Source organism: Streptomyces sp. ICC1, from assembly GCF_003287935.1.
Lineage (GTDB): Bacteria > Actinomycetota > Actinomycetes > Streptomycetales > Streptomycetaceae > Streptomyces > Streptomyces tritrimontium.
This window is the reverse complement of record NZ_CP030287.1, coordinates 5,632,891-5,656,251: the sequence shown is the minus strand read 5'-3', so window position 1 is coordinate 5,656,251 and position 23,361 is coordinate 5,632,891. Positions and strand designations below refer to the sequence as shown.

The 23,361-nt window shown below is 71.5% G+C and carries 21 protein-coding genes and 1 pseudogene; 13 read left to right on the top strand and 9 right to left on the bottom strand.

The window, feature by feature from the left end:
* Window positions 1-10 precede the first annotated feature (10 nt).
* Together DRB96_RS26570 and DRB96_RS26565 are read left to right on the top strand one after the other, a co-directional pair.
* Window positions 11-283 (top strand): annotated as a pseudogene (locus DRB96_RS26570) (acid phosphatase); the annotation flags it as partial.
* Window positions 284-377: 94 nt separating this feature from the next.
* Window positions 378-1,406 carry a PD40 domain-containing protein gene (locus tag DRB96_RS26565; RefSeq protein WP_112450727.1) on the top strand — a complete coding sequence of 343 codons (1,029 nt, stop codon included), beginning with the start codon at window positions 378-380 and terminating at the stop codon, window positions 1,404-1,406.
* A 73-nt stretch (window positions 1,407-1,479) separates the two neighbouring features.
* On the opposite strand, the gene DRB96_RS26560 is transcribed toward DRB96_RS26565, so the two are convergent.
* Window positions 1,480-2,166: a GNAT family protein gene (locus DRB96_RS26560; protein WP_112450726.1), complete on the bottom strand. Its 687-nt coding sequence runs from the start codon at window positions 2,164-2,166 to the stop codon at window positions 1,480-1,482.
* A 140-nt stretch (window positions 2,167-2,306) separates the two neighbouring features.
* Here DRB96_RS26560 and DRB96_RS26555 point away from each other — a divergent pair, with 140 nt between their 5' ends.
* On the top strand, window positions 2,307-3,113 hold the full coding sequence (locus DRB96_RS26555) for an alpha/beta fold hydrolase (protein ID WP_112450725.1): 807 nt from the start codon (window positions 2,307-2,309) through the stop codon (window positions 3,111-3,113).
* Between the two features lie 213 nt (window positions 3,114-3,326).
* On the opposite strand, the gene DRB96_RS26550 is transcribed toward DRB96_RS26555, so the two are convergent.
* Window positions 3,327-4,103: a GntR family transcriptional regulator gene (locus tag DRB96_RS26550; protein WP_112450724.1), complete on the bottom strand. Its 777-nt coding sequence runs from the start codon at window positions 4,101-4,103 to the stop codon at window positions 3,327-3,329.
* A 177-nt stretch (window positions 4,104-4,280) separates the two neighbouring features.
* Between DRB96_RS26550 and DRB96_RS26545 the strand changes: the two genes are divergently transcribed.
* The 6 genes from DRB96_RS26545 to DRB96_RS26520 all read left to right on the top strand — a co-directional run bounded on the left by DRB96_RS26545 (window position 4,281) and on the right by DRB96_RS26520 (window position 9,163).
* On the top strand, window positions 4,281-5,543 hold the full coding sequence (locus tag DRB96_RS26545) for a PTS transporter subunit EIIC (RefSeq protein ID WP_112450723.1): 1,263 nt from the start codon (window positions 4,281-4,283) through the stop codon (window positions 5,541-5,543).
* Window positions 5,544-5,654: 111 nt separating this feature from the next.
* Window positions 5,655-6,773: an alpha/beta hydrolase gene (locus tag DRB96_RS26540; RefSeq protein WP_112450722.1), complete on the top strand. Its 1,119-nt coding sequence runs from the start codon at window positions 5,655-5,657 to the stop codon at window positions 6,771-6,773.
* A gap of 38 nt (window positions 6,774-6,811) precedes the next feature.
* On the top strand, window positions 6,812-7,462 hold the full coding sequence (locus DRB96_RS26535) for an HAD family hydrolase (protein WP_204357822.1): 651 nt from the start codon (window positions 6,812-6,814) through the stop codon (window positions 7,460-7,462).
* A 38-nt stretch (window positions 7,463-7,500) separates the two neighbouring features.
* Window positions 7,501-8,670 carry a helix-turn-helix transcriptional regulator gene (locus tag DRB96_RS26530; RefSeq protein ID WP_112450721.1) on the top strand — a complete coding sequence of 390 codons (1,170 nt, stop codon included), beginning with the start codon at window positions 7,501-7,503 and terminating at the stop codon, window positions 8,668-8,670.
* Window positions 8,671-8,693: 23 nt separating this feature from the next.
* On the top strand, window positions 8,694-8,954 hold the full coding sequence (locus DRB96_RS26525; RefSeq protein ID WP_162688727.1) for a hypothetical protein: 261 nt from the start codon (window positions 8,694-8,696) through the stop codon (window positions 8,952-8,954).
* Window positions 8,951-9,163, top strand: a complete 213-nt coding sequence (locus DRB96_RS26520; RefSeq protein ID WP_112450719.1) for a hypothetical protein — start codon at window positions 8,951-8,953, stop codon at window positions 9,161-9,163. The genes DRB96_RS26525 and DRB96_RS26520 overlap by 4 nt, the downstream gene beginning before the upstream one ends.
* Window positions 9,164-9,384: 221 nt before the next feature.
* Here the strand turns inward: DRB96_RS26520 and DRB96_RS43215 are convergent, their stop codons facing one another.
* The gene (locus DRB96_RS43215; protein ID WP_162688726.1) at window positions 9,385-9,576 is read right to left on the bottom strand and encodes a YdaU family protein; all 192 of its coding nucleotides are present in this window, start codon (window positions 9,574-9,576) and stop codon (window positions 9,385-9,387) included.
* A gap of 172 nt (window positions 9,577-9,748) precedes the next feature.
* On the opposite strand from DRB96_RS43215, the gene DRB96_RS26515 reads away from it, so the two are divergent.
* Both DRB96_RS26515 and DRB96_RS26510 read left to right on the top strand, forming a co-directional pair.
* Complete coding sequence (locus tag DRB96_RS26515; RefSeq protein ID WP_112450718.1) at window positions 9,749-9,943, top strand: hypothetical protein; 195 nt, start codon at window positions 9,749-9,751, stop codon at window positions 9,941-9,943.
* Window positions 9,940-10,584, top strand: coding sequence for a hypothetical protein (locus tag DRB96_RS26510; protein WP_162688725.1), 645 nt, complete (start codon window positions 9,940-9,942; stop codon window positions 10,582-10,584). Before DRB96_RS26515 ends, DRB96_RS26510 begins: the two co-directional genes overlap by 4 nt.
* A 269-nt stretch (window positions 10,585-10,853) precedes the next feature.
* Here DRB96_RS26510 and DRB96_RS26505 read toward each other — a convergent pair whose 3' ends face one another.
* From DRB96_RS26505 to DRB96_RS26485, 5 genes are all read right to left on the bottom strand, one after another.
* Window positions 10,854-11,705, bottom strand: coding sequence for a sugar nucleotide-binding protein (locus DRB96_RS26505; RefSeq protein ID WP_112450716.1), 852 nt, complete (start codon window positions 11,703-11,705; stop codon window positions 10,854-10,856).
* Window positions 11,706-11,775: 70 nt separating this feature from the next.
* Window positions 11,776-12,243, bottom strand: coding sequence for a GNAT family N-acetyltransferase (locus DRB96_RS26500; protein WP_112450715.1), 468 nt, complete (start codon window positions 12,241-12,243; stop codon window positions 11,776-11,778).
* 67 nt (window positions 12,244-12,310) lie between these two features.
* Window positions 12,311-13,633, bottom strand: a complete 1,323-nt coding sequence (locus tag DRB96_RS26495; protein ID WP_112450714.1) for a UDP-glucose/GDP-mannose dehydrogenase family protein — start codon at window positions 13,631-13,633, stop codon at window positions 12,311-12,313.
* Window positions 13,634-13,716: 83 nt separating this feature from the next.
* Window positions 13,717-14,961 carry a hypothetical protein gene (locus DRB96_RS26490; RefSeq protein WP_112450713.1) on the bottom strand — a complete coding sequence of 415 codons (1,245 nt, stop codon included), beginning with the start codon at window positions 14,959-14,961 and terminating at the stop codon, window positions 13,717-13,719.
* 64 nt (window positions 14,962-15,025) lie between these two features.
* Complete coding sequence (locus tag DRB96_RS26485; protein ID WP_162688724.1) at window positions 15,026-16,255, bottom strand: aminotransferase class III-fold pyridoxal phosphate-dependent enzyme; 1,230 nt, start codon at window positions 16,253-16,255, stop codon at window positions 15,026-15,028.
* 315 nt (window positions 16,256-16,570) lie between these two features.
* Here DRB96_RS26485 and DRB96_RS26480 point away from each other — a divergent pair, with 315 nt between their 5' ends.
* Window positions 16,571-17,920: a helix-turn-helix transcriptional regulator gene (locus DRB96_RS26480; protein WP_112450711.1), complete on the top strand. Its 1,350-nt coding sequence runs from the start codon at window positions 16,571-16,573 to the stop codon at window positions 17,918-17,920.
* A gap of 474 nt (window positions 17,921-18,394) precedes the next feature.
* Here DRB96_RS26480 and DRB96_RS26475 read toward each other — a convergent pair whose 3' ends face one another.
* Window positions 18,395-19,615 (bottom strand): amidohydrolase family protein, encoded by a 1,221-nt coding sequence (locus tag DRB96_RS26475; protein ID WP_112450710.1) that lies wholly within the window; start codon window positions 19,613-19,615, stop codon window positions 18,395-18,397.
* A 153-nt stretch (window positions 19,616-19,768) separates the two neighbouring features.
* On the opposite strand from DRB96_RS26475, the gene DRB96_RS26470 reads away from it, so the two are divergent.
* The gene (locus DRB96_RS26470) at window positions 19,769-23,011 is read left to right on the top strand and encodes a BTAD domain-containing putative transcriptional regulator (protein ID WP_239516340.1); all 3,243 of its coding nucleotides are present in this window, start codon (window positions 19,769-19,771) and stop codon (window positions 23,009-23,011) included.
* The last annotated feature ends 350 nt before the right edge of the window (window positions 23,012-23,361 follow it).

Here is a 23,361-nt window from a genome sequence, read left to right as displayed (position 1 = left end):
CGTGCCCGGCATGCCACTTCCACGGTCCCGTCGCAAGACCGCCCTCGCCACTGCCCGCGCCACCGCCTTCGGCGTCTCCACCGTCGGCGCCGCGCTGTGGGCGGGCATCGCCGCCGCCCAGCCGGGGGGAGTCAACCTCACCAACTCCTACGGCATCACGCACCCGAGCCGGCCCAACTGCCTGCAACTCTTCTCGGGCTCCCACCAGGGCGTGACCGGCGACAGCTGCTACACGCCGGGCTTCAGCTCCGCGCCCAACCTGGCCTCCGAGCTGATCGCCGCCCCGGGCACCCGCCCCGGGCGACGCGGTGCTCGTGCTCCCGCGCCGGACGCCGCAGCCGTCTGATCCCACCCGCCGATCCCGAAAGGCCCCGCCCGTGCCCCTGAAGCGCCGGATCCTGATCCTCGTCTCCGCCGTCGTCCTGCTCGCCGCGATCGGGGCGCTCGCCGTCGTGCGGGCCTCCTCGCGCGCCGACGAGAAGGACCGGGCCCGGGCCGGCGGGCCGGCGATCACCCCGGGCGCGGTGTCCCTCGCCCCGGGCGACGGCGGCCGGCGGATCGTGTTCCGGAACATGGTCTGGGGGCCGCACCGCGACGAGCTGGCCACCGCACCGGCCGACGCGCCCGAAGGGCCCCGTACCGCCTCCGGGGTCAGCTGCCTGCGCTTCCACTCCGCCGCCGGCACGGGGGTCTGCCTCCAAGCCGACAAGGGCGGGGTGCAGGACAGCTACAAGGCCGTCGTCCTCGATGCCCGGCTCGAGGAGGTCTCCAGCCACCCGCTGGCCGGCATCCCGACCCGGGCGAGGGTCTCGCCCGGCGGCCGTCTGGCCGCCTGGACGGTCTTCGTGGGCGGGGACTCGTACGCGGGCACGAACTTCTCGACCCGGACCTCGCTGCTGGACCTGCGCACCGGGAAGTACGACGCCTCCCTGGAGGACTTCACGATCCACAAGGACGGCAAGGCGTACCGCAACGCCGACGTCAACTTCTGGGGAGTCACCTTCACCGCCGACGAGCAGGGCTTCTACGCCACGCTCGCGACCGGGGGCCAGACCTACCTGGTCCGCGGCGACCTCGCGGCACGCACGGTGACCACGCTGCGCGAGAACCTCGAATGCCCGTCCCTGTCGCCCGACGGGACCCGGCTGGTGTTCAAGAAGCGGGTGCCCGGCCTGTCGCCGGACGCGCCCTGGCGGCTGTACGTCCTGGACCTGGCCTCGATGGCGGAGGCCCCGCTCGCCGAGGAGCGCAGCGTCGACGACCAGGTGGTGTGGACGGACGACAAGACGGTCGTCTACTCCCTGCCCGGGGACTTCGGCGCAGACCTCTACTCCCTGCCCGCCGACGGCAGCGGCGCCCCGGCCCGGCTCATGACGTCGGCCCTCGCCCCCGCCTTCCTCGGCTGACACCGGGGAAGTGGGGGCGGGAGCCGCCCGCCGTCCGAACGGAAGGGCAGGGTGCGGCAGCGCAGAAGGACCGTTACGCCGGGATGAGCGTCTTGCGCCGCCGCTTGCGCTGCGCGGCCGCCGACAGCCTGAGCTCGATGACCGACCGCACGGTCGGCCACTCCTCGTCGAGGATCGAGTAGAAGGCCGTACTGCGGACCGCCCCGTCGAGGCCCCTCGAATGGGCCCGGCGGACCCCCTCGCTGGTGAACCCGAGCCGTTCCATGGCGGCGCGCGAGCGGCCGTTGCGGGCATCGGCGCGCAGCGAGATGCGCCGGACGCCCCAGGTCTCGAAGGCATGGCGCAGCAGGAGGAGCTTCGCCTCGGTGTTGATGCCGGTTCCCTGGGCCTGCGGGGACAGCCAGGTATTGCCGATCTCGGCGGCATCGGGGATCGCCGTCGCCGGATCGCCGAACGGGACCCCCGGCACGGCGGGCCACACCAGCGGCCCCTGCCAGTAGTCGAGTTCCAGGAACCGGGTCGAACCGACCACCCGGCCGTCGGTGGCTCTGACCACCGCGAACGGGAGCGATCGACCCGCCGCCTGATCGGCGAGGGCACGGTCGATGTACTCGTGTGACGCCTGCAACCCGTGGGGCACGGGAGTGAAGGCGTAAGTCGTACGATCCTCGGCCCCGGCCATGGCCAAGGCCTCGGTGTGGTGGGGGGCGAGGGGCTCAAGCCGCACGGAGCGGCCGGCGAGGAGTACGGGTACGGGCACGGAGCCTTCGGTCCTTCTGGGCGGTGGGGTGGTTGCACAGTCTGCGTCCCTGACGTCGCCCCCCGTGCAAAACACGGGTGAAAGGCAACGGGCTGTCAGGTGAACGCGAGTGGCTCAATGTAGCCCCTTAGAGTCCTCTCATGAACCCCCAAATTGGCAATGGCGTGACACTCTTTTTCGAGGACTTGGGTCCCCGTGACGGAGCCCCCGTAATCCTGATCCACGGACATCCGTTCAACCGCACGATATGGGACCCCCAGACGGCCGCCCTGACCGCGGCCGGTTACCGTGTCATCGCCCCTGACCTGCGGGGATACGGTCAAAGCCCGGTGGTTCCCGGCAAGACCCTGCTCGCCGCCTTCGCCGACGACCTGGCCGCCCTGCTCGACCGCCTGGGCGTCGAACAAGCGGTCGTCGGCGGTGTGTCCATGGGCGGGCAGATCGCCATGGAGATGCGGCTGCGCCACCCGGGTCTGGTACGGGCCCTCGTCCTGTCCGACAGCTCCTCCCCGGCGGAGACCGAGGACGGCAAGGCCTTCCGCCTGAACCTCGCCGAGCGGCTGCTGCGGGAGGGGATGAAGCCCTACACCGACGAGGTCATCGACAAGATGCTCGCGCCGTACAACGTGACCGGAATGCCCGAGGCCGCCGCCAAGGTGACCGCGATGATGTACGCGACCGCACCCGAGGGCGCGGCCGCAGCGCTGCGCGGGCGGGCCGAGCGGCCCGACTACGCCCCGGTGCTCGCGGCGCTGCCCGCCGAGGTGCCCTGCCTGATCATCGTCGGCCGGGACGACGTGTACACCCCGGTCGCCGAGGCCGAGTCCCTGCACGCACTGGTCCCGCACTCGGTGCTCACCGTCGTGGAGCGGGCCGGACACCTGCCGGGCGTGGAGCAGCCGGAGGCCTTCAACGCGGCGCTGCTGGAGTTCCTCGCGGCGCTCTGACAGCAGTACCGGGCCCCGCGACCGCCGCGCACCGTGGAGCCTCCGCTCCGGGGGTTTCCCGAAGCGGCGGCGGGCCCGGCGTGGGGCGCAGTTCGGTCGTAGGAGCCGGCCAAGGGTACGAGCAGCGGCCCGCCTGAGCAGGGGCGTCGCGGCGGGGCCCTTCGGCGGGCCGGCGGGTGCCGAAGGGCGCTACCGCGCGGCCGGACGGCGGTGTCAGTCTGTCTGCAGAGTGGTGCGCAGCCGGTAGCGGTCGCCGCTGTACTCCACGGTGGACAGCAGGAGCGGCCGCTGGTCGCGCGTGAACACGGTCTGGTCGAGGACGAGCACGGGCGCGCCCTCGGCGATGCCGAGGTGCCCGGCGAGTTCCCCGTCGGCCGTGCGCGCCTCGATCGTGGCCTCGGCGCGGTCGGGCTCGACGCCCCAGCGGCGCAGCTCCTCGAAGAGCGAGGTCTCGCGGAAGTCGGTGCGGGCGAGGTCGGGCGCGAGTTCGACGACGACGAGCGTCCGGTCGAGGGCGATCCGGACGTCGTTGAGCAGCCGGACCCGCTCCAGGAGCAGCAGCGGGGTGCCGGCGGGCACGCCGAGGCGGTCCGCATCGTCCAGGGACGCCGTGACCGTGTCGTGCCGCAGGACGACCGAGCTGGCGCGCATGTGCTTGCGGCGCGCGGTGGCGGTGAAGGACTCCAGGTCTTTGGGCCACTCGCGGGCGGGCGCGGGCGCCACGGGCGCCGCGACGAACCAGCCGCGCCCGTGGGAGGCGGTGACCAGGCCCTGCTCGACGAGGCGGCCGAGCGCGCGGCGCAGGGTGACGCGGGAGACGTCCAGCCGGGTGCACAGCTCGCGCTCGGGCGGCAGCTTGCTGCCGGCGGTCAGGCCGCGGCGCGCGATCTCCTCGCGGATCCGGTCCGCGGCCTGGGCCCACAGGGGGTCGGCGGCACGGACGACGGAGGAGGAGGTGGCGGCGTCGTCGGTGGCAGGATCGTCGATCATGGGATGAACCATACCACTTGCTACCACTTTGTTGTGGCTTCCGACCTCGGGATGGCGAGACCTTCGGCCTCATCTTGATGTTTTCCGTAAGACCACAAGAGACCACCGTTGACCAATCCAAAACCACTGGTTACCTTCGAGTCGTCCCCACCACCCGCTCGACGAGGAGTACCTGCGATGAGTACGGCCACAGCCCCGGCCACCGCACCGGCCGCCGGAAAGAAGCCGGGCCGGATCATGCCGGTCATGCAGCGCATCGGCCGCAGCCTGATGCTGCCCGTGGCCACGCTGCCGGCCGCCGCCCTGCTGACCCGGCTCGGCGGCCACGACCTGCTGGGCCGTGAGAACTTCCCGCTGATCGTGCAGAAGCTCGCGATGGTGCTGGCGGCCGCCGGTGACACGGTCTTCGCCAACCTGCCGCTGCTCTTCGCGGTCGGCGTGGCCATCGGCTTCGCCAAGAAGTCCGACGGCTCAACCGCCCTGGCGGCCGTGGTCGGCTACCTCGTCTTCAAGGCGGTGCTCGCCAGCCCGGCCTTCCCCAAGGGCGTGGACGGCGAGCCGCTCGACGCCAAGGTCCTCGGCGGCATCGTGATGGGCCTGGTCGCGGCCCTCCTCTACCAGCGCTTCAGCCGGACCAAGCTGCCCGAATGGCTCGGCTTCTTCGGCGGCCGCCGGCTCGTGCCGATCCTGAGCGCCTTCGCCGGCGTCGGCATCGGAGTGGTATTCGGAGTGGTCTGGCCGACCGTCGGCGGCTGGTTCTTCCACTTCGGCGAGTGGCTGGTCGGCACCGGCGCCTGGGGCGCGGGCCTCTTCGGCCTCGTCGTCCGGGCCCTCATCCCGATCGGGATGCACCACTTCTTCTCGGTCTTCCCCTGGTTCGAGGCCGGCTCCTTCGTGAACCCGACCACCGGCACCGAGGTGCACGGCGACATCGCCCGCTTCCTCGCCGGCGACCCGACCGCGGGCCAGTTCATGACCGGCGGCTTCCCGATCTACATGTTCGCCCTCCCGGCCGCCGCCATGGCCATCGCGCACACCGCACGCCCCGAGAACCGCACCATGGTCAAGGGCATGATGATCTCCGTCGCCCTGACCTCCTTCGTCACCGGCGTGACCGAGCCCATCGAGTTCGCCTTCATGTTCGTGGCCCCGGTCCTCTACGCGATCCACGCCTTCCTCTTCGGCGTCTCGATGGCCGTCTGCTACGCCCTCGGCATCCGTGACGGCTTCGGCTTCTCCTCCGGCGCCATCGACTACATCGTCAACTACGGCATCGCCACCAAGCCCTGGATGCTCATACCGATCGGCCTGGCCTTCGCCGCCATCTACTACGTGCTCTTCCGCTGGGCGATCGTGAAGTTCGACCTCCCCACCCCGGGCCGGGAACGCGACGAGGACGCGGAACGGAAGCCGGGAGCCAAGGCCGGAGCCTCCGCCTGATCCCGCCGCACCGCTCCGTCCGCTCGGACCGCTCACCCCGCACCACCTGTACCGCTCTCTTCTACACCTACACTCATCTGTATCCACTAGACACAGTTTACGGAGGACACAGTGATCGCCACCGCCATCGCCGCTCTCACCGCCGCCGCCCTCGCCACCCCCGCCGCCGGACTCTTCGCCCACCGCGCGCTGCGCCGCGCGCAGGCCGCCAAGGCCCTGCGGATCGATTCCCCGCAGGGCATCGACGAGCGGGGCTTCGTCCGCATCGGCGGCATCGACCAGTGGATCTCGGTGCGCGGCGAGGACCGCGCCAACCCGGTCGTCGTAGAGATCCACGGCGGCCCCGGCGCCGCCAACTCCATCTACACGGCCCGCACCCGCTCCTGGGAGCGCCACTTCACGCTTCTCCGCTGGGACATGCGCGGCGCCGGCAAGACCTTCGGCCGGGGCGGCCCGGAGGGCCAGGGCGAGGCCACTTTCGAGCGGCTCTACGAGGACGTCCTGGAGGTCACGCACCACGCCCGGCGCCTGCTGGGCGCCGAGCGGGTGGTGCTCCTCGCCAACTCCTACGGCAGCGCCTTCGGGCTACGGCTGGCCCGCGCGCACCCCGAGCTCTACTCCGCCTACGTCGGCACCGACCAGAACATCCACACCGGCGGCCGCGACACCTCCGCCTACGACGCCCTGCTGGAGCGGCTGCGCGCCGCCGGGAAGCACAAGCAGGTCGCGCGGGTCGAGGAGATCGGCCCGGACCCGTACGCGTGGACGCCGCGGCAGCAGGCGACGTACGCCAAGCTCTGCGCGCAGAGCGACCCGCTGACGCTCGACACGATCAAGAAGGTGGTGCTGGGCTCGATGTGGCTGTCGCCGCTGCACTCGCTGCGCGACCTGCGGGACTTCTTCAAGGGGCAGTCGTTCTCGGAGCGGATCACCGGGGGAACGGCCGGGTTCGACGACCGGGCCGAGGGGACGCGCTTCGAGATCCCCTTCTTCGTCTTCCAGGGCGAGTACGACGTGCTCACCCCGACGGCCTCCGCCCATGCGTACTTCGAGGAGGTCGAGGCCCCGGTCAAACACTTCGCGGTGATCGAGGGCTGCAGCCACTTCGCGTCGTTCCGCCGCCCGGACCGCTTCCTGGACCTCCTCCTGACCCACGTCCGCCCCCTCCTGACGACCACTCCGGCCCCGTCGGCCGCCCCGGCCACCCCGGCCACGGACCGGCCGGCGTAGCACTGGGGGCGGGCGCCGGAGCACCGTAGGCTGACCGGATGATCCGCACCGTCGTCCTGGACGTAGGCGAGACCCTGACCCGCGATGACCGCTACTGGGGGGCCTGGGCCGACTGGCTCGGCGTGCCACGGCACACGCTGTCCGCGCTCGTCGGCGCGGTCGTCATCGACGGCCGCGACAACTCCGACGCGCTCCGCCTGCTCCGGCCGGACATCGACATCCAGGCCGAGTACGCCGCCCGCGAGGCGGCAGGACGCGGCGAGCAACTCGACGATACGGACCTGTACGACGACGTGCGCCCCTCCCTCTCCGCCCTCCGGGCGGCCGGGGTCCGTGTCGTCGTCGCGGGAAACCAGAGCCCGAAGGCCGGCACACTGCTGCGCGCGCTCGACTTGCCGGCGGACCTGGTCGCGACGTCCGGAGAATGGGGCGTCGCCAAGCCCGAACCCGCCTTCTTCCAGAAGGTGTTGGAGGTGTCCGGCGCGCCCGCGGCGCAGACCCTCTACGTCGGCGACCACCCGGCCAACGACCTGGCCCCGGCGCGAGCGGCCGGCCTGCTGACCGCGCACGTACGGCGCGGCCCGTGGGGGCACTGGTGGGCCGACGAGATCCGCGAGCGGCGGACGGCGGACTACTCGATCGACACGCTGGCAGAACTGGTCAGGCTGGTCGCCATCGCCAAGGCGTAGCGGGCGCCGACCGGTTCGCGGACCAGTACCGTGCCTGCATGGCCGATCACATCGGGCAGCGCATCGCAGCACGGCGCCACGTCCGCCGCATGACCCAAGCCGACCTCGCACGCGAGTCCCATGTCTCCCTCGCCATGGTCAAGTCGATCGAGCGCGGCGCCCGTACCCCGTCCGCGGTCCTTCTCGAAGCCCTCGCGTCAGCGCTCGGCGTGGGCCCCTCACGGCTGGACCGTTCGTACACGGGCACCAGTCGCAGGGTCCACACGGCACTGCCCTCGATCTCGGCTGTGATCGCGGGGTACGACGTCCCGCTCGACCCTCCTACGAGACCTCGCGCCGAGGTGGCATGCGCCGTCGACGAGGCGACCGGATGGCGGCTGGCTGCCCAGTACGGGCGGATCGCCGCCGCGGCACCCGGCCTCCTGACGGACTCGCTGGCGCATCTGCACGCCGCGTCGGGTACGCATCGGGCCGCGGCGGCCCGTCTGGTGGTGGCGGCCGCTCGTGCGGCCGACGCGGTGGCCTACAAGGTCGGCGCGCACGACCTGTCCGCGCGCCTGATCGACGTGATGCGATGGGCGGCCGTGCAGACCGAGGACCCCGACATCGGCGCGGTCGCCGCGTACGTCCACGCGGAGACGTTCTTCGCGGCCCGTGCCCACCGCGCGGGACAGATCACTCTGGAACGGGCACTCGACGCCGGACCCGGCCCGGGAACCACCCAGGCTGCCGCTCTCCGTGGGGCACTGCACATGCGGACGGCCGTGGTGGCCGCTCGCGCCGGCGCGCCGGACGCGGCGCACGCCCACCTACGCGAGGCCGGAAGGTTCGCGGAGCACCTAGAAGAGGGCGTCTACCTCGGTACGGCTTTCGGACCGTCCAGCGTTCGCATCCACGAGGTGGCGGTCGCCGTCAGTCTCGGCGGCGACCACATCGGCCGGGCTCTGGAAATGGCCGGGGGTTGGAAGCCGGGAGATGAGATCCCCGCCGAACGCCGGAGCGGGTTCTACGTCGACATCGGCCGCGCCCAACTCTGGGCCGGTCGGCCGGACGCCGCATTCGAGTCGTTGAAGGTCGCCCGGCGGCTGGCGCCGCAGCACGTCCGCGAACACCCCTGGGCGCGGGAGGACATCGAGACGATCCGTCGGATCAAGCGTGCCGACACCGGGTCGCTGAGCTCGTTCGCGGAGTGGATCGGCGCGGTCTAGGCAACCTCTCCTAGGGATACGACGTGTATCCCTTGCTGCCCTTTCCCCGGCCCATCATCTGTCTGACCGCACTGAACGAGCAGATGGGAGGGGCGATGGCCGATCTGGTCGTAGCCGACATCGCGGACGTGAGCGTAGCGCGCCTGCACGGACACGCCTGCTGGGATTGCGGCGCCGTCGACGACGAACTGATCTCGGCGGGCGAGGCGATCGTCGCGGGTTTCAGCGTGCCCTGGCCGATCGTGAAGTGCTCGCGGCACGCCGAGAGCGGATCGGGCCGGTGACCACCGCCCGGGCGGTGGCCTGCCACCTGATGCCCCTGCCCACCTCGGTCTCCCGCCTCACCCACGCCCAGGCCCTGGGCCGTGCTTGCGTTTCCTGCAGCGCCCTCCTCACTGCGGGCGCCATCGAGCGCGGAACCATCCACGGCGCGCAGGGTGTCCACGTCACCTCCACCGAAGTCTGGTCGTGCCCGGCACCGGAGCGTTCGTGATGCTCATCTGCTGCCGTTGTGACCGCGTGATCCACGGCGAGGCCGAAACGATCCAAGTGGATTCGGCGTCCGGCACCCGCCCGGACCAGCACGCACACCGGCCGGGCGACCCGGAGTGCCGACCTCTCCGGCCGGGTGAACGCTGACCGGGCGCGCGCGGCACGTCCTGCACGGAAGCCGCGTCTGCGACATCCGGCTGCTCTAGGGCCTGTGGGACTGGATCAACGGGCCCCAGGTCCGGCGCCGAGGTTCCGCCGGGCCGTAGCCGAGCCGGACTCCGCGCGCGGGACGGACTGCTGGGGAATCTCCTCGGCGGCCCGCTCCGCCGCCGTACGGCCGCGGGCGGTACGCGCGGCCTGGTCGTCGTCGAGGGGGATCGGTCCATGCCCGAGTGGGCGGCGCGTGGTGCTCACCGCCGAAGTCTCGCAGCACGACTGACAGCCCGTCCGGGGCGGGGCGATCTGTCGCCGGATACCCGAACAGGTTCCGCATGATCGCTGCTCAGGGGTTGTCCAGTTTTTCGAGGTCGGTTCTCCGGACCGGCACAGCATGGATTCATCCGGACCTGGGCGAGACAGTTGTCGAGTGAAGATTCCACGCCACTACATCTTGGGCGCCGCCGTGGTCGGCCTCGTCGCCGCGCTGATCTCGATGGTCCTCTCCCAGGCCGGTCACGAGCCCCTCGTCAGCGCGGTCCGTACGGCCGCAAGCACGTTCGGCGTCACCACGACGCTCGCCCTCCTGATCGCTGGGCTCTGGCCCAGCAGGAGTGCGTCGTGAACCCGTACTGGACAGGAGGTATGTGCGTCGAGCCGTCGCATCACGACGGTGACGAGCCCTGGTACCAGGAGACCCTGGTACCCGTCGCGGGCCGGCTCTTTCCTCCCCGGTTCCGCATCAGTCTGTGGTGCGCGGTCACGGAGGTGGAGATGTGTATCGCGGTGACCATCGATCAGGGGGGTGTCACCGAGCCGGACAACGCCATCTCCGTCACCGGTCTCTCCTCCGGGGTGGAGAAGGATCAGGTCCGAGCCTCCGCCCGCAAGCTCGCGCTTCCCCTCGCGCTGGCGACGATGCCAGACGTCGCCTTCGAAGAGACACCACACGGCTGGAAGTGGGTCGTCGACGGCTGGTCACCAGGCAGCAGCATGCGCACAGGCTTGATGGACAGGGACGAAATCTTGCTGTTGGAGGAGCTACGGCGCCGCTGCGGACCGAAGTGGTGGTCGATCTACCTACCCCGGATCGAGAAGACTGCGGAGATTGTGTGGGAGGCACCCAACGACTGGTCCACGCGAAGCGTGATCACAAAGTTGGTCTGTCCAGCGACACACGTGGGACGGACACAGGCCTACGCCGACATGAAGGCCGCCCGCGAAATTGGACTGCTACCGCCAGCCGAAGACATGAAAGCACAGTGACCAGGGCTGTTACGTCTATACCTATTTCTGTGTGCGGCCGGCCGCATGAGCGCCCCTCAGAATCCGCGCCGCGCCCGGCTCCGGCTCGTCATGGTCGCCGGGTCTCGACCATCGGCCAGGCAATCGACGGCCACGGCCTCAACGCCCAGCAGGCCGACTGTCGCCGCTGGAACGCGGCCGCCGGCCACCGGATCGTCCACACCGTGGTCGACGGCGGCTTCGTAGAGGAGAGCAACTCGCCGACAAAGCCAAGGCCAGCCGCCGCGCGTTCATGGGCCCACAGGCTGGGCTGTTACACCAGAGCGATGCAGGAACTGCCGGACCCCGCGCAGTGTGGTGCGCAGATCGCGCTGGGTCGCCTGGCTGTCGAGGCGTACGTCGAGGGCGCCGGGGAGCGCGCTGTCGACCCGTAGGCCGGTGGGGAGCCGGGAGGCATCGAGCCCGTCCCGCTTGGCGATGAGGGTGCCCAGTTCGTGTCGGCTCACGGCGTCGCGGCCTGCGAGGTGGTGGACGCCGGTCGCGTCGGCGGCCGCCAGCTCCAGGAGGGCGGCGGCCAGGTCGGTGACGTGCACAGGGCAGCGGATGTCGTCGGTGAACAGGACGCCGTCGCGCGTGCCGGCGACGAGTTCGTGCACGGCCTTCTCGTGTACCGACCGCCCGTGGCCGATGATCAGCGATGTCCGGGCGACCGCGGCCTTCGGGTGCACGGCGAGGACGCCGGTCTCTGCCGCGGCCTTGGCCGCGCCGTAGGGGGTGACGGGGTCGGGGAGGCTGGACTCGTCGTAGCGGACTCGCGCGCCGGAGAACACCGCGTCACTGGACACGTGGACCATGCGGGTTCCGTACCTCGCCGCCGCCATCGCGAGGCGGATGGGGCCCTCTGCCGTAGTCGCCCAGTCGGCCGAGCCGCTCGACGCGTTGAGGACGAGCTGCGGGCGCACCTCGGACATGACGGCGTCCAGGGTTCCCGCGTCCCGTAGATCAAGGTGGCGCCACGTGGTTGGGGAGGCGGAGCCGGGCTTGGTCGCGTACGTCGCGACGGTCGTGTGCCCTGCTGTTCTCGCCTGCCGGACCAGCTCGGTCCCGAGGAAGCCGCTGCCGCCGACGATCAGAACTGTCATTGCGACACCGTAGACCGGCCCTACAACGTTGAAGGCGGTCACCCTGGAGTTCGGGTGACCGCCTTCAACGTCAGCGCGGGGGTCGGGGCTGCCAGAGGTATCGGACGTCCGGCTCGCGCTCGTCGTTGCGCAGACCGTCCGTTCGCTCGACGGCGATGAAGCCGTGTCGCTCGTAGAACCGGTGCGCCGATTCGTTGACCTGGAACGTCCACAGCGCCAGCCCGTCCGGCTGCCGCTGCTTCGCCAGGTACATGAACCGGTCACCGAGGCGCCGACCGCGCCACGCGGGGTCGAGGTAGAGCTGCTTCAGCTCTCCGCCGCCCAGCACCATGAGCCCGACCACGCTGTCGCCGGTGACCGCGACCCAGGTCTCGTATTGGGGCACGAGCACGCGTGCGAACCAGTCGCGTACGTCGGCCTCGTCATGGGCGCAGCGCACGGCGGGCAGCGCGGCGGCGAAGGAACGCAGCCAGACGTCGGCCGCGGGACGCGCGTCGCGGTCGTCGGCGCGACGGAGTAGAACGTCGTCACTGGTCATGGCGAGGCACCTCCGGATTTCCAGGGCGAGGGGGAACTGGTGCGGGCCTTCTCGCTGGGGACCGGCTCTACTTCCCGGGGCGTCCGAGCTGGTGGACGGTCCAGCCGGCCGTGCGCCAGGGCTCGGGGTCCAGGGTGGTGCGGCAGTCGACGAGCAGGGGGTTGGCCGTTCGGGCCGCGAGGGCGCGGGGGTCGGTCTGCCGGTACTCCGGCCACTCGGTGGCCAGGACGACGAGGTCGGCTCCGTCGACGGATTCGGCGAGGTCGTCGGTGTAGTCCAGCTCGGGGTTGCGGGTCATGGCGGAGGCCACGGCCTGCGGGTCGTGAACGGTGACGTTGCCGCCGGCCTGCTGGAGGGCATGGGCGAGCGCGAGCGCGGGGCTTTCGCGGACGTCGTTGGTGCCGGGCTTGAAGGCGGCGCCCCACACGGTGATCTTGGCGTTCTTGACCGTGCGGTCACCCAGGGCCTCGCGGATGAGGTCCATGGCGACGTCGGTGCGGCTCTCGTTGATCTTCTCGGCGGCGAGCAGGAGCGTGGCGGCCTGCTCGGCGCCGAGCTGGCGGGCGGAGGCGGTGAAGGCGCGGACGTCCTTGGGGAGGCAGCCGCCGCCGTAGCCGATGCCCGGCCGCATCCCGCCGCTGCCGATCCGTGGGTCGATGCCGAGGATGTCCACAATCTGGGAAACATCGCCCCCGGCGGCCTGACACATGTCGGCGACCGCGTTGATGTAGCTGATCTTCAAACCGAGGAAGCTGTTCGCCGCGCCCTTGGCGAGTTCAGCGGTCTGCGGATCCGTGATGAAGATCGGGACACCGGCGTCGAGGATGGGGGCGTAGACGGCGCGGATCGCCTTCTCGCCCTCGGCAGTGGTGACGCCTGCGATGAGACGGTCCGGTCGGAGCGTGTCCTCCACGGCATGGCCTTCACGGAGGAACTCCGGGTTCCACACGACCTCGACGGCCTCGCCGGCGGGAGCCAGCCGCTGGGCGAGGGTGGTGACCTGAACGGTGGTGCCCACAGTGACCGTGGACTTCCCGACGATCGTGCACGGCCGGTCCAAGTGGGGGGCGAGCTGGCGGATAGCGCCGAAGACCTGTGCGGTGTCGTAGGAGCGGCCGTCCGCGTCGATCGGCGTGCCAACGCCGATGAAGTGCAACTCGCCGAAGGCCGCGGCCTCGCGGATGTCGGTGGTGAACCGCAGGCGCCCGCTCGCGGTGTGGCGGGCGAGCAGCTCGGGAAGTCCGATCTCGTAGATGGGGCACTGGCCGGAGTTCAGGCTGTCGACCTTGGCCTGGTCGACGTCCACGCCGATGACTTCGTGACCCAGTTCGGCCATCGCCGCCGCGTGCGGGATGCCGAGGTGTCCGCAGCCGATTACTGAAATGCGCATTCCTTGACTCTCATCCTGGGAGGGGCCCGTGGCGGGGCCGGGGAACGAGCCCAGAGGCTAGCGCCGTTCCCCGGCCCCACATTTCACGCGCTGGTCGCGTTGGGGTTCAGCAGTTGCTCCAGCTCGCTGATCGCGACGGCGGCCGTCTGCCGTACGACGACGTCACCGGTCTGCGGGGCCTCCAGCGGGTACTCGAACCAGGTTCCGTCCGGACGGGGGAAGCCCTCCGGGTCGACGAGGAACACCTTGAGGCCGGCCGCGCGGGCCCGCTTGGCCACCCACCGGCGGTCGGCGTGCAGCCCGAGAACGACCAGGGCCTTCGCCTCGGGGTGGAAGGTGACCGGCGGAATCCGCTGGTCGTAGCGGCGCATGAACTGCTCCTCGAACCCGGCGCGGGCGCCGAGCGCGTCGAAGTTGTTCGTGATGAACGGGCCGACCATGTGCCCGGCCTCCTCCATCCGCCTCAGGGTGCGCAACGCCGGGGTGACCTCGGCGTCGAAGCAGGCCCGGTACATGTCTGACAGCTCCGCCACCTTGTCCTCGGTGTCGAGGAACATCTCCGCGAGCAGCGGGTCCCTCCCTGGGGCGAGGACGAACGTGAAGCCCTTGCGCAGCTGCTCGTCTTCGATCTCGTTGACGTGGTACATCTCGTGGAGCCGGTGCAGTGGCGGAATCCCGGCCTCGTAGGAGACGCCGCAGCCGACCTCGACCTGGAACGGCAGGAAGTCCGTGAGCTGCGCCAGGTCGTCGGCGTAGACCGGCTGTCCGGGGGTGTCCTTGACCCGGACCCCATGGGTCAGGACCTCCCACGGCCGGCGCCGGATCGCCCTGGGCGGGAACGTGTTGACGGAGGTGAACGTAGTGTCGATGACCTCATAGTCCGCCGGAAGCCAGCGGCCTGCCCGCAGGTCCTCCGGGTGCTCTTCGACGCGGATCATGTGGACGCGCAGATCACCCAGCTCGAACCGGCCCGGCCCGACCTTCTTCCAGCCGCCCTCGGCCAGCATGGCGTGGTTCTCCTCCCACGCCACCTCGATCTCGGCCAGCGGCGCGGCCACCGAGTGGTAGAGGTACATCTGCGTCATGGCGAGGGCCGGCGCGGCCGTGGTGTCCACGAGCCCGTACTGGTGCCAGTAGTGGACGATGCGACGCCGCGCGTCGCCCTCGCCCGACCAGCCGGAGTTCGCGGCCGTCTCCTCCTGCTGGGTGCGCCTCCAGATGCCCTCCTCCTCGAAGCGGGGCCGGTCCGCGGTCACCCCGTAGAAGTCGTGCCACTTGCGGAGCTGGGCCTCATCGAGCTGGTCGATGACCGTGATGGGAAACTGCATGTCGTGTCCTCGGATTCTGATGCGAGACGGTCCGTCCCCAAGGGCGGGACGCGGCGGGTGTGGTCTAGCTGAGGGAGGCCACCGCGTCGGTGAGCGCGGCCGTCAGGAAGTCGATGTCCTCGTCGCTGGAGTTCAGCGGGGGCGCGACGACCAGGCCCTCGCTGCGCGGGTCACCGGCTCCGGTGAACGGGTAGAAGAAGACGCCGCGCCGCTCGCACTCCTCCATCAGGGGCCAGAGCAGGCCAGGGGCGACCTCCACCCCGTACAGGTGGCCGACGCCCCGGACCTCTCGCACCGGCGCCCAGCCGGTCAGGGACCGCAGAGCCGTTCCGAGGCGCTCTCCGCGAGTGGCGAAGGCTCTGAAGTCCATCGCTTCGAGCTCGTCCAGGACTCCGAGGCAGGCCGCGGCCTGGAGGGGATGGGTGGCCATGGTGCCCATCGCGGGCAGCGGGTCCACGTCCTTGTGGCGCAGCAGCGGCGCGATCTCGGGCGACACCAGTACGGCGCCCACGCCGACGTAGCCGGCGCCCAAGCCCTTGGACAGGATGACCAGGTCGGGCTCGCAGCCATCCCAGTGATGACTCGCCAGGGGCGTGCCGGTGCGCCACAAACCGGTCAGGACTTCGTCGTGGATGACCAGGACGCTGCGCTCTCGGCAGACTTCCGACACCCGCCGCAGGTATCCGTCCGGGGGCACGAACGCGCCGCCCGTGGTCCCGTTGATGGGCTCGATCAGGACTGCGGCGACGTTCTCCGCGTCCCTGCTGTCGATCGCCCGCGCCACCTCCTCGACGCACGAGGCGTCACACCCGTGCCCTTCGTGGGCGTGGCTGTGCGTCGGCGGGTAGGGGGCAGGGAAGGCGGGGCCGAGACCGTAGCGGTCTTCGGGACGGGGGTTGCGGATCTGGTTGCCCGCGACCCCGAGGGTGAACATGGAATTGCCGTGGTACGACAGGCTGGAGGTCAGGATGTCCCCGCGCCGCTTCCCGTCGCGGACCCGCACGATGTTCCGGGCCAGGCCCACCGCGACCTCCACGCCGAGAGTCCCGCACGTGGTCAGCGCGACGGAGTCCTCCGGTCGGCCCACCACGCGGCACAGGCGGTCCATCAGCTCCATCTGGATGTGGGGCTGGACGACAGCGGCGCCGCCGAACGAGTAGCGGGAGAACTGCCTCTCGATGCGGGAGAAGACCGCGGGACTGCTCTGCCCGACGTTCGCGCAGAGGAGGCCGCTCGATCCGTCGAGGACCCGGTGGCCGTCGGCGCGGTGCAGCCAGGGCCCGTTCGATCCCACGGCTTCGAAGTCCGGTAGAGGCCTGGACGACGTCAGCAGACGTTCCCGATGCTGCAAGTACCGATCCACGGAGAAGTCCCTTCTTGGGCGTGCTCACTGGGTGGGGGAGTGCGCGGTGCTGGTGGACCGCGGCAAGTCCAAGACCACCGCACCAGGACGCGGTACAACAGTGCGTAGCTATAGGGCTGCAAGGAGTTTGCATCTCGTGCAAGTACGGACGGCCGCGTGCCGAGCCCCTGCTCTGCGGGGCCCACGCAGCCTCGGCTACACCGGGACGGGGTTATGGATGCAGTTCGGAAGCCGCAGGTGACACCCATGGCGACACCCGGCGAGGTGGTCCGCAGGACGCGTAGAACCCAGGGCATGACCCTGGCCGAGCTCGGGTCGCTGACCGGCTACTCGGCCGCCCAGGTATCCCGCCTGGAGCGCGGGAAGTCCGCCATGACGGACGTCTCCGTGCTCCAGAGGTTTGCCCGGGTGCTCGGCATCCCACCGCAGGCTCTCGGCCTCGCACCGGCCACGAGTGCAGATCCGGATCCACTCAGTGAGCGAACCGGGCCGTATCCCAGCCTGCCCGCCCCTACTCTGGGAAGCCCAGGGCGCGAAGACGGAGAGGACCCGGTGCGCACGCGAAGGCAGCTGCTCGCGAACCTGGCGGTCACCGCGGCGGCCGCCATGGGCGCCCCTGTCGCCGGCGCCACCCCGGCCAAGACCGAAGAGGCACGGCTCGGCGAGACGCTCGTCGCCGGTCTGCGCGACGCGATGCTGGGACTGGACCGCACCGCCCCCGACACGCCCCTGGACCGCCTCGCGGCAGAACTGCACCGCGCCTCGGCCGACTTCAACGACTGCCAGTACTCCAGCCTCGCCCTTCGGCTCCCACGCCTGATTTCCGCCGGGCACCGGTCTGCTGGCGACAGTGACAACTTCCCCGTGCTGGCGCAGGCCTACCTCCTGGCGACGCGCATCCTCATCAAGCTCGACGAGCCGCAACTCGGCTGGATGGCAGCCGACCGCGCCCGGCAGTTCGCCGCCGTCGGCGGGGCGCACGTCGCGGTCGCGGAAGCGGCCCGCCAGCAGGCCGTCCTCGCCCGCAAAGCGGGCTGGCACGATCAGGCCCTGGCCCTTGCCCTGAACGCCGCAGACGACCCGGCCCTGCGCGAACTCGGAAACGCCGGGACCGCTCAGCGAGGTCTGCTGGTCCAGTGCGCCGCCTACACCGTCGCCCACCAACGCGATCAAGCCGGAATGCGCGAGCTGACCAGCGAAGCCACCGCCATCGCCAAGAGCCTGGGCGCCGTCACCCACCTCCGGGACACCAACGGCGGGTTCAGCTGGGCCACCGTCCAGCTCCACCTGATCTCGGCGGAGAACACCGCCGGAGATCCCTCAGCCGCCATCGCCGCAGCAGATGCTCTCGCCCCCCAAGCTCTCCCCACCACGGAACGGCGCGCGCTCTACTTCACCGACCGCGCGAAGGCCTTCGCACAATGGGGCCGGCGAGACGAGTGCATCCGCGCTCTCCTCCAGGCCGAGTACTGGGCCCCCCAGGAAACGCACGCCCGCCCAGCTGTGAAATCCCTCGTCTCCGGCCTGCTGCTCTCCGGGCGCACCACACCCGAACTCCGAGGCATCGCCGCCCGCACCGGCGTCCTGCACAACTAGCTGATGAGGCCCGGCCGGCCGACGCGGGACGCCGAAGAGGGTGGGGGCCGGAGCGGCTCGGCGGGGGCTCGGCGCGTGCGTGAAAGCGCCCGCACCAGCGCGGGAGGCCGCGCTGCGCCGCGTGCTGGACGCGCTGAACCGAGGTACCGGCGCGGCGAGAGACGGTCCGGTCGCCGTGGAACGCAGTTGGCCATCGCAGCTGGACCTCCGCCGAAGGCGAAGCGCGGTACTACGGGCCGCCCATGGCCCGGATCCACGAGGTCGTCGAGGAGCACCTCGGCGACGGGTCCACCGTCCACCTCTGCGACATCCGGCTGCTCTAGCACCCCGGCGGTACGCGACAGCCCCGACCGGCCGCCTTGGCCGGTCGGGGCGCTCCTGCGTGCGGTTGGGCCGGGGGCTGCCGGTCGGGGTGCGGCCCAACAGAGCGCGGGCGGCCCGGATGCGGCCGGATCCGGTGCGGGGCGACCCGGGTCACGCGCCCGGCCAGAGGCCCTCCGGGGTCAGGCCCAGCAGGTCGATCGCGTTGCCGCGGACGATGCGGTCCACCACGTCCGGCGCCAGGTGGCCCATCTGTGACTCGCCGACCTCCCTCGACTTGGGCCACGTGGAGTCCGAGTGGGGGTAGTCCGTCTCGTAGAGGACGTTGCCGACCCCGATCGAGTCCAGATTCTTCAGGCCGAAGGCGTCGTCGAAGAAGCAGCCGAAGACGTGCTCGGCGAAGAGCTCGGACGGCGGGCGCAGCACCTTGTCGGCGACGCCGCCCCAGCCGCGGTTCTCCTCCCAGACCACGTTCGCGCGCTCCAGGATGTACGGGATCCAGCCGATCTGACCCTCCGCGTACATGATCTTGAGGTTCGGGAAGCGCTCGAACTTGCCGCTCATCAGCCAGTCCACCATCGAGAAGCAGCAGTTGGCGAAGGTGATCGTGGAGCCGACGGCCGGCGGGGCGTCCGCCGAGGTGGACGGCATGCGCGAGGAGGAGCCGATGTGCATGGCGATGACCGTGCCGGTCTCGTTGCACGCCTCCAGGAAGGGGTCCCAGTCGTCCGTGTGGATGGAGGGGAGCCCGAGGTGGGGCGGGATCTCCGAGAAGGCGACCGCGCGGACCCCGCGCGCCGCGTTGCGGCGGACCTCGGCGGCGGCGAGGCGGGCGTCCCAGAGCGGGACGAGGGTGAGCGGGATGAGGCGGCCGCGCGCGTCGGGGCCGCACCACTCCTCCACCATCCAGTCGTTGTACGCGCGCACGCCGAGCAGGCCGAGCTCGCGGTCCTTGGCCTCGGTGAAGGTCTGGCCGCAGAAGCGCGGGAAGGTCGGGAAGCAGAGGGCGGACTGGACGTGGTTGACGTCCATGTCGGCGAGCCGGTCGGGAACCGAGAAGGAGCCCGGGCGCATCTGCTCGTACGTGATGACTTCGAGCTTGATCTCGTCGCGGTCGTAGCCGACGGCCGTGTCGAGGCGGGTGAGGGGTCGGTGCAGGTCCTCGTACACCCACCAGTCGCCTATCGGTCCGTCGTCGCCCTTGGCCCCCATGACGGGGGCGAACTTGCCTCCGAGGAAGGTCATTTCCTTCAAGGGCGCGCGGACGACGCGGGGGCCGACGTCGTGGTACTTGGACGGGAGCCGGTCCCGCCAGACGTGAGGGGGCTCAACCGTGTGGTCGTCCACCGAGATGATCTTCGGGAAGGTCTCCATGTCCTCACGGTAGCGCCAATCTGACGAACCGTCAGCTAGTTGGGAGGGGCCGGGTTCTGGATCCGGTAGGACTGGGTCCGCCACGGACTGACGTGTACGCGCAACACAGGGCAGACTGACCCTTACACCTACGGAAGGCAGGGGGGACACCAGATGGACGGCACACCGGCCATCCCGCACCAGCGGAACCACCCCGAGACCGGTGACGCCGCCGCGGGAACCGGAGTCGAAACCGAGGCCGAGACCGAGGCCGAGACCGAGGCCGAAACCGGCACCGAGGCCGGAGCCAGTGGCGGCGCCAGTGCCGGAGCCAGTGCCGGCACCGATGCCAGTGCCGCTGCCCGTGCCCACGTCGGCGCCAGTGCCAGTGCCCACGCCGGCGCCGCTGCCAGCGCCCACGCCGGCGCCAGTGCCCGCGCCGCTGCCAGCGCCCACGCCCGCGCCAGTGCCAGAGCCGGTGCCGGAGTGGTCGAGAACGGGACCGCCGGCGGCAACCGCTTCGCCGTCCTCGGCCCCATCCGCGCCTGGCGCGGCGCCGAGTCGCTGCCCTCCGGAACCCCGCAGCAGCGCGCCCTGCTCGCCGTGCTCCTGCTCCGCGACGGCCGCACCGCCACCGCGCCCGAGCTCATCGACTCCATCTGGGGCGAAGACCCGCCGCAGCAGGCCCTCGCGACCATCCGTACGTACGCCTCCCGCCTGCGCAAGATCCTCGCCCCCGGGCTCCTCGTCAGCGAGTCCGGCGGCTACGCGATCCGCCTGCCCCACCCCGAGGCCCTCGACCTCGGCATCGCCCGCACCCTCGCCGCCGACGCCGAGAACGCGCGCACCGAGAAGGGCGACCGCGCCCTCGCCCGTACGCTGCTGGCCCGCGCCCTGAACCTGTGGGACGGCGAGCCGCTGGCCGGCGTACCCGGACCGCACGCCGACACCGAGCGCACCCGGCTCGCCGAGTGGCGCCTCCAACTGCTGGAGACCCGCCTCGACCTCGACCTGGAGCTCGGCCACCACGCCGAGGCCGTCTCCGAGCTCACCGCCCTCACCGCCGCGCACCCCCTGCGCGAGCGGCTGCGCGAGCTGCTGATGCTCGCCCTCTACCGCAGCGGGCGCCAGGCCGAGGCCCTCGCCGTCTACGCCGACACCCGCCGGCTCCTCGCCGACGAACTCGGAGTCGACCCGCGCCCCGAACTCGCCGAGCTCCAGCAGCGGATCCTGCGCGCCGACGCCGAACTCGCCCGCGCCGAAGACCCGGCGCCGGCCGCCGCGCCCGTCCACGTGAGGCCCGCCCAATTGCCAGCCACCGTCTCCGACTTCACGGGCCGCGCCAGCTTCGTCGGTGAACTCGGTGCGATCCTCGCCGGCGCCGAGGGCCAGGTCATGGCCGTCTCCGCGCTCGCCGGCATCGGCGGCGTCGGCAAGACCACCCTCGCCGTGCACGTCGCCCACGCCGCCCGCCCGCACTTCCCCGACGGGCAGCTCTACGTCGACCTCCAGGGCACCGAGGCCCGCCCCGCCGAGCCCGAGGCCGTCCTCGGCTCCTTCCTGCGCGCGCTCGGCACCCCCGACGCCTCGATCCCCGACTCCCCCGCCGAACGGGCCGCGCTCTACCGCTCGACCCTCGACGGCCGCCGCGTCCTCGTCCTCCTCGACAACGCCCGCGACGCCGCCCAGGTCCGCCCGCTGCTCCCGGGCACCGCGGGCTGCGCCGCCCTCGTCACCAGCCGGGTCCGCATGGCGGGCCTCGCCGGGGCGCACCTCGTCGACCTCGACGTGATGAGCCCCGAGGAGGCCCTGCAGCTGTTCACCCGGATCGTCGGCGCCGAGCGGGTCGGCGCGGAGCGCCAGGCCGCGCTCGACGTGGTCGGCGCCTGCGGGTTCCTGCCGCTCGCCATCCGCATCGCCGCCTCGCGGCTCGCCGCCCGCCGCACCTGGACCGTCTCCGTCCTCGCCGCCAAGCTCGCCGACGAGCGCCGCCGCCTGGACGAGCTCCAGGCCGGCGACCTCGCCGTCAAGGCCACCTTCGAGCTCGGCTACGGCCAGCTCGAACCCCAGCAGCAGCGCGCCTTCCGCCTCCTCGGCCTCGCCGACGGGCCGGACATCTCGCTCGCCGCGGCAGCCGCCGTACTGGACCACCCGGAGCACGCCACCGAGGACCTCCTGGAGGCCCTGGTCGACTGCTCCCTCCTCGAATCGGCCGCGCCCGGCCGCTACCGCTTCCACGACCTCGTACGCCTCTACGCGCGTGCCTGCGCCGAGCGCGACGAGCAGCCGCCCAGCGAGCGCGACGCGGCCCTCGACCGGCTGCTCGACTTCTACCTCGCCACCGCCGCCGGGGTCTACGGCCTGGAGCGGCCCGGCGACCGGCTGATCGCCCACCTCTCCGCCACCCGCCACCCCGGGCTGGTCTTCACCGAGCCGCGCTCCGCCCAGGACTGGCTGTACGCGGAGGCCGACCCGCTGCTCGCGTGCGTGCGGCAGGCCGCCGTACGCACGACCGGGCGCCACGACCTGCTGCGCCGGGCCGTGGACCTGCTGTGGGCGGCCAAGGACCTCGCCGAGTCGGGCGCCAACTCCAAGCAGTACGAGTCCGCCGCCATCGCGCTGCGCGACGCCGCGGAGGCCGCGCGGGACCCGTACGCCGAGGGGCGCGCCCGCACCACCCTCACCAACACCCACCTGGTCGCGGGCCGCTTCGCCGAGGCCGATGCCGAGGCCAGCCGGGCCATGGTGCTCGCCCGTACCGCCGGGGACCTGCTGCCCAGCTGCTGGGCGCCCAACGACCGGGGCATCATCGCCATCTACGAGGGCCGCTACGGCGACGGCGAGCGGTACCTGCTGGAGGCCATCTCGAACTTCCGGGCCGACGCCAACTACGTCGGCGAGGCCAGCGCCCTGTGCAACCTCTCCCGCATCCACGTGGAGCAGGGCCGGCTGTCCAGCGCCATAGAGCTGGCGCAGCAGGGCATCGCCATCTACGACCGGATGGGGCTCACCCTGCGCCTGGCCAACGGCCGCTACGCGCTGGGCATCGCCCTCACCAAGGCGGACCGGCTCTCCGAGGCGCACTCGCAGCTCAGCAAGGCGCTCTCGCTGTTCCACGAGAACCGGCAGCCCCTGTGGGAGGGCGTGACGCACTTCCGGCTGGCCAAGGTCCACCTGGCCGCGCGCCGGCCGACGCTGGCCGCCTCGCACGCGGAGCAGGCCATCGCGCTGCGGGGCATCGGCGGCGAGTGGCGCCGGGCCACGGTCCTGACCGTGCTGGGCCGGGCGCTGCGGCAGTTGGGGCAGCGGGACCGGGCCCGGGTGTGCTGGCGGGACGCCGAGGTGGTGTTCACGCAGCTCAAGTCTCCGGAACTGGCCGAGGTGCGGGCGCTGTTGGCGGCGGAGATCGCCGCCTGAGCGGGTCCGTACGGGGCTGCCCGGGGTCCGGTTGGGGCTGCCCGGGGTCCGTTCGGGCCTGCGCGGGGCGCTGAACGAGACGTTCATCGTTCGTTTATCGCGGTCCGACAGGATGGGGTTCATCGACTCGACGTGTCGGGGGGCACCCGGGTCGGCTGAAGGACCACCCGTTCGGCGGTCCTCGGGGGAATCGCCGAGCGGGCCCGACCCACCCATCAGGAGATCCGATGACGACGAACGAGAACATCCTGCCGACCGATGGCGACATCAGACCGCTCGACAACCACGTCTCGGATGTCGACGTCAAGCCGTTGGGCGATCAAGCGTCGGGCGCGGAGGTCAAGCCGCTC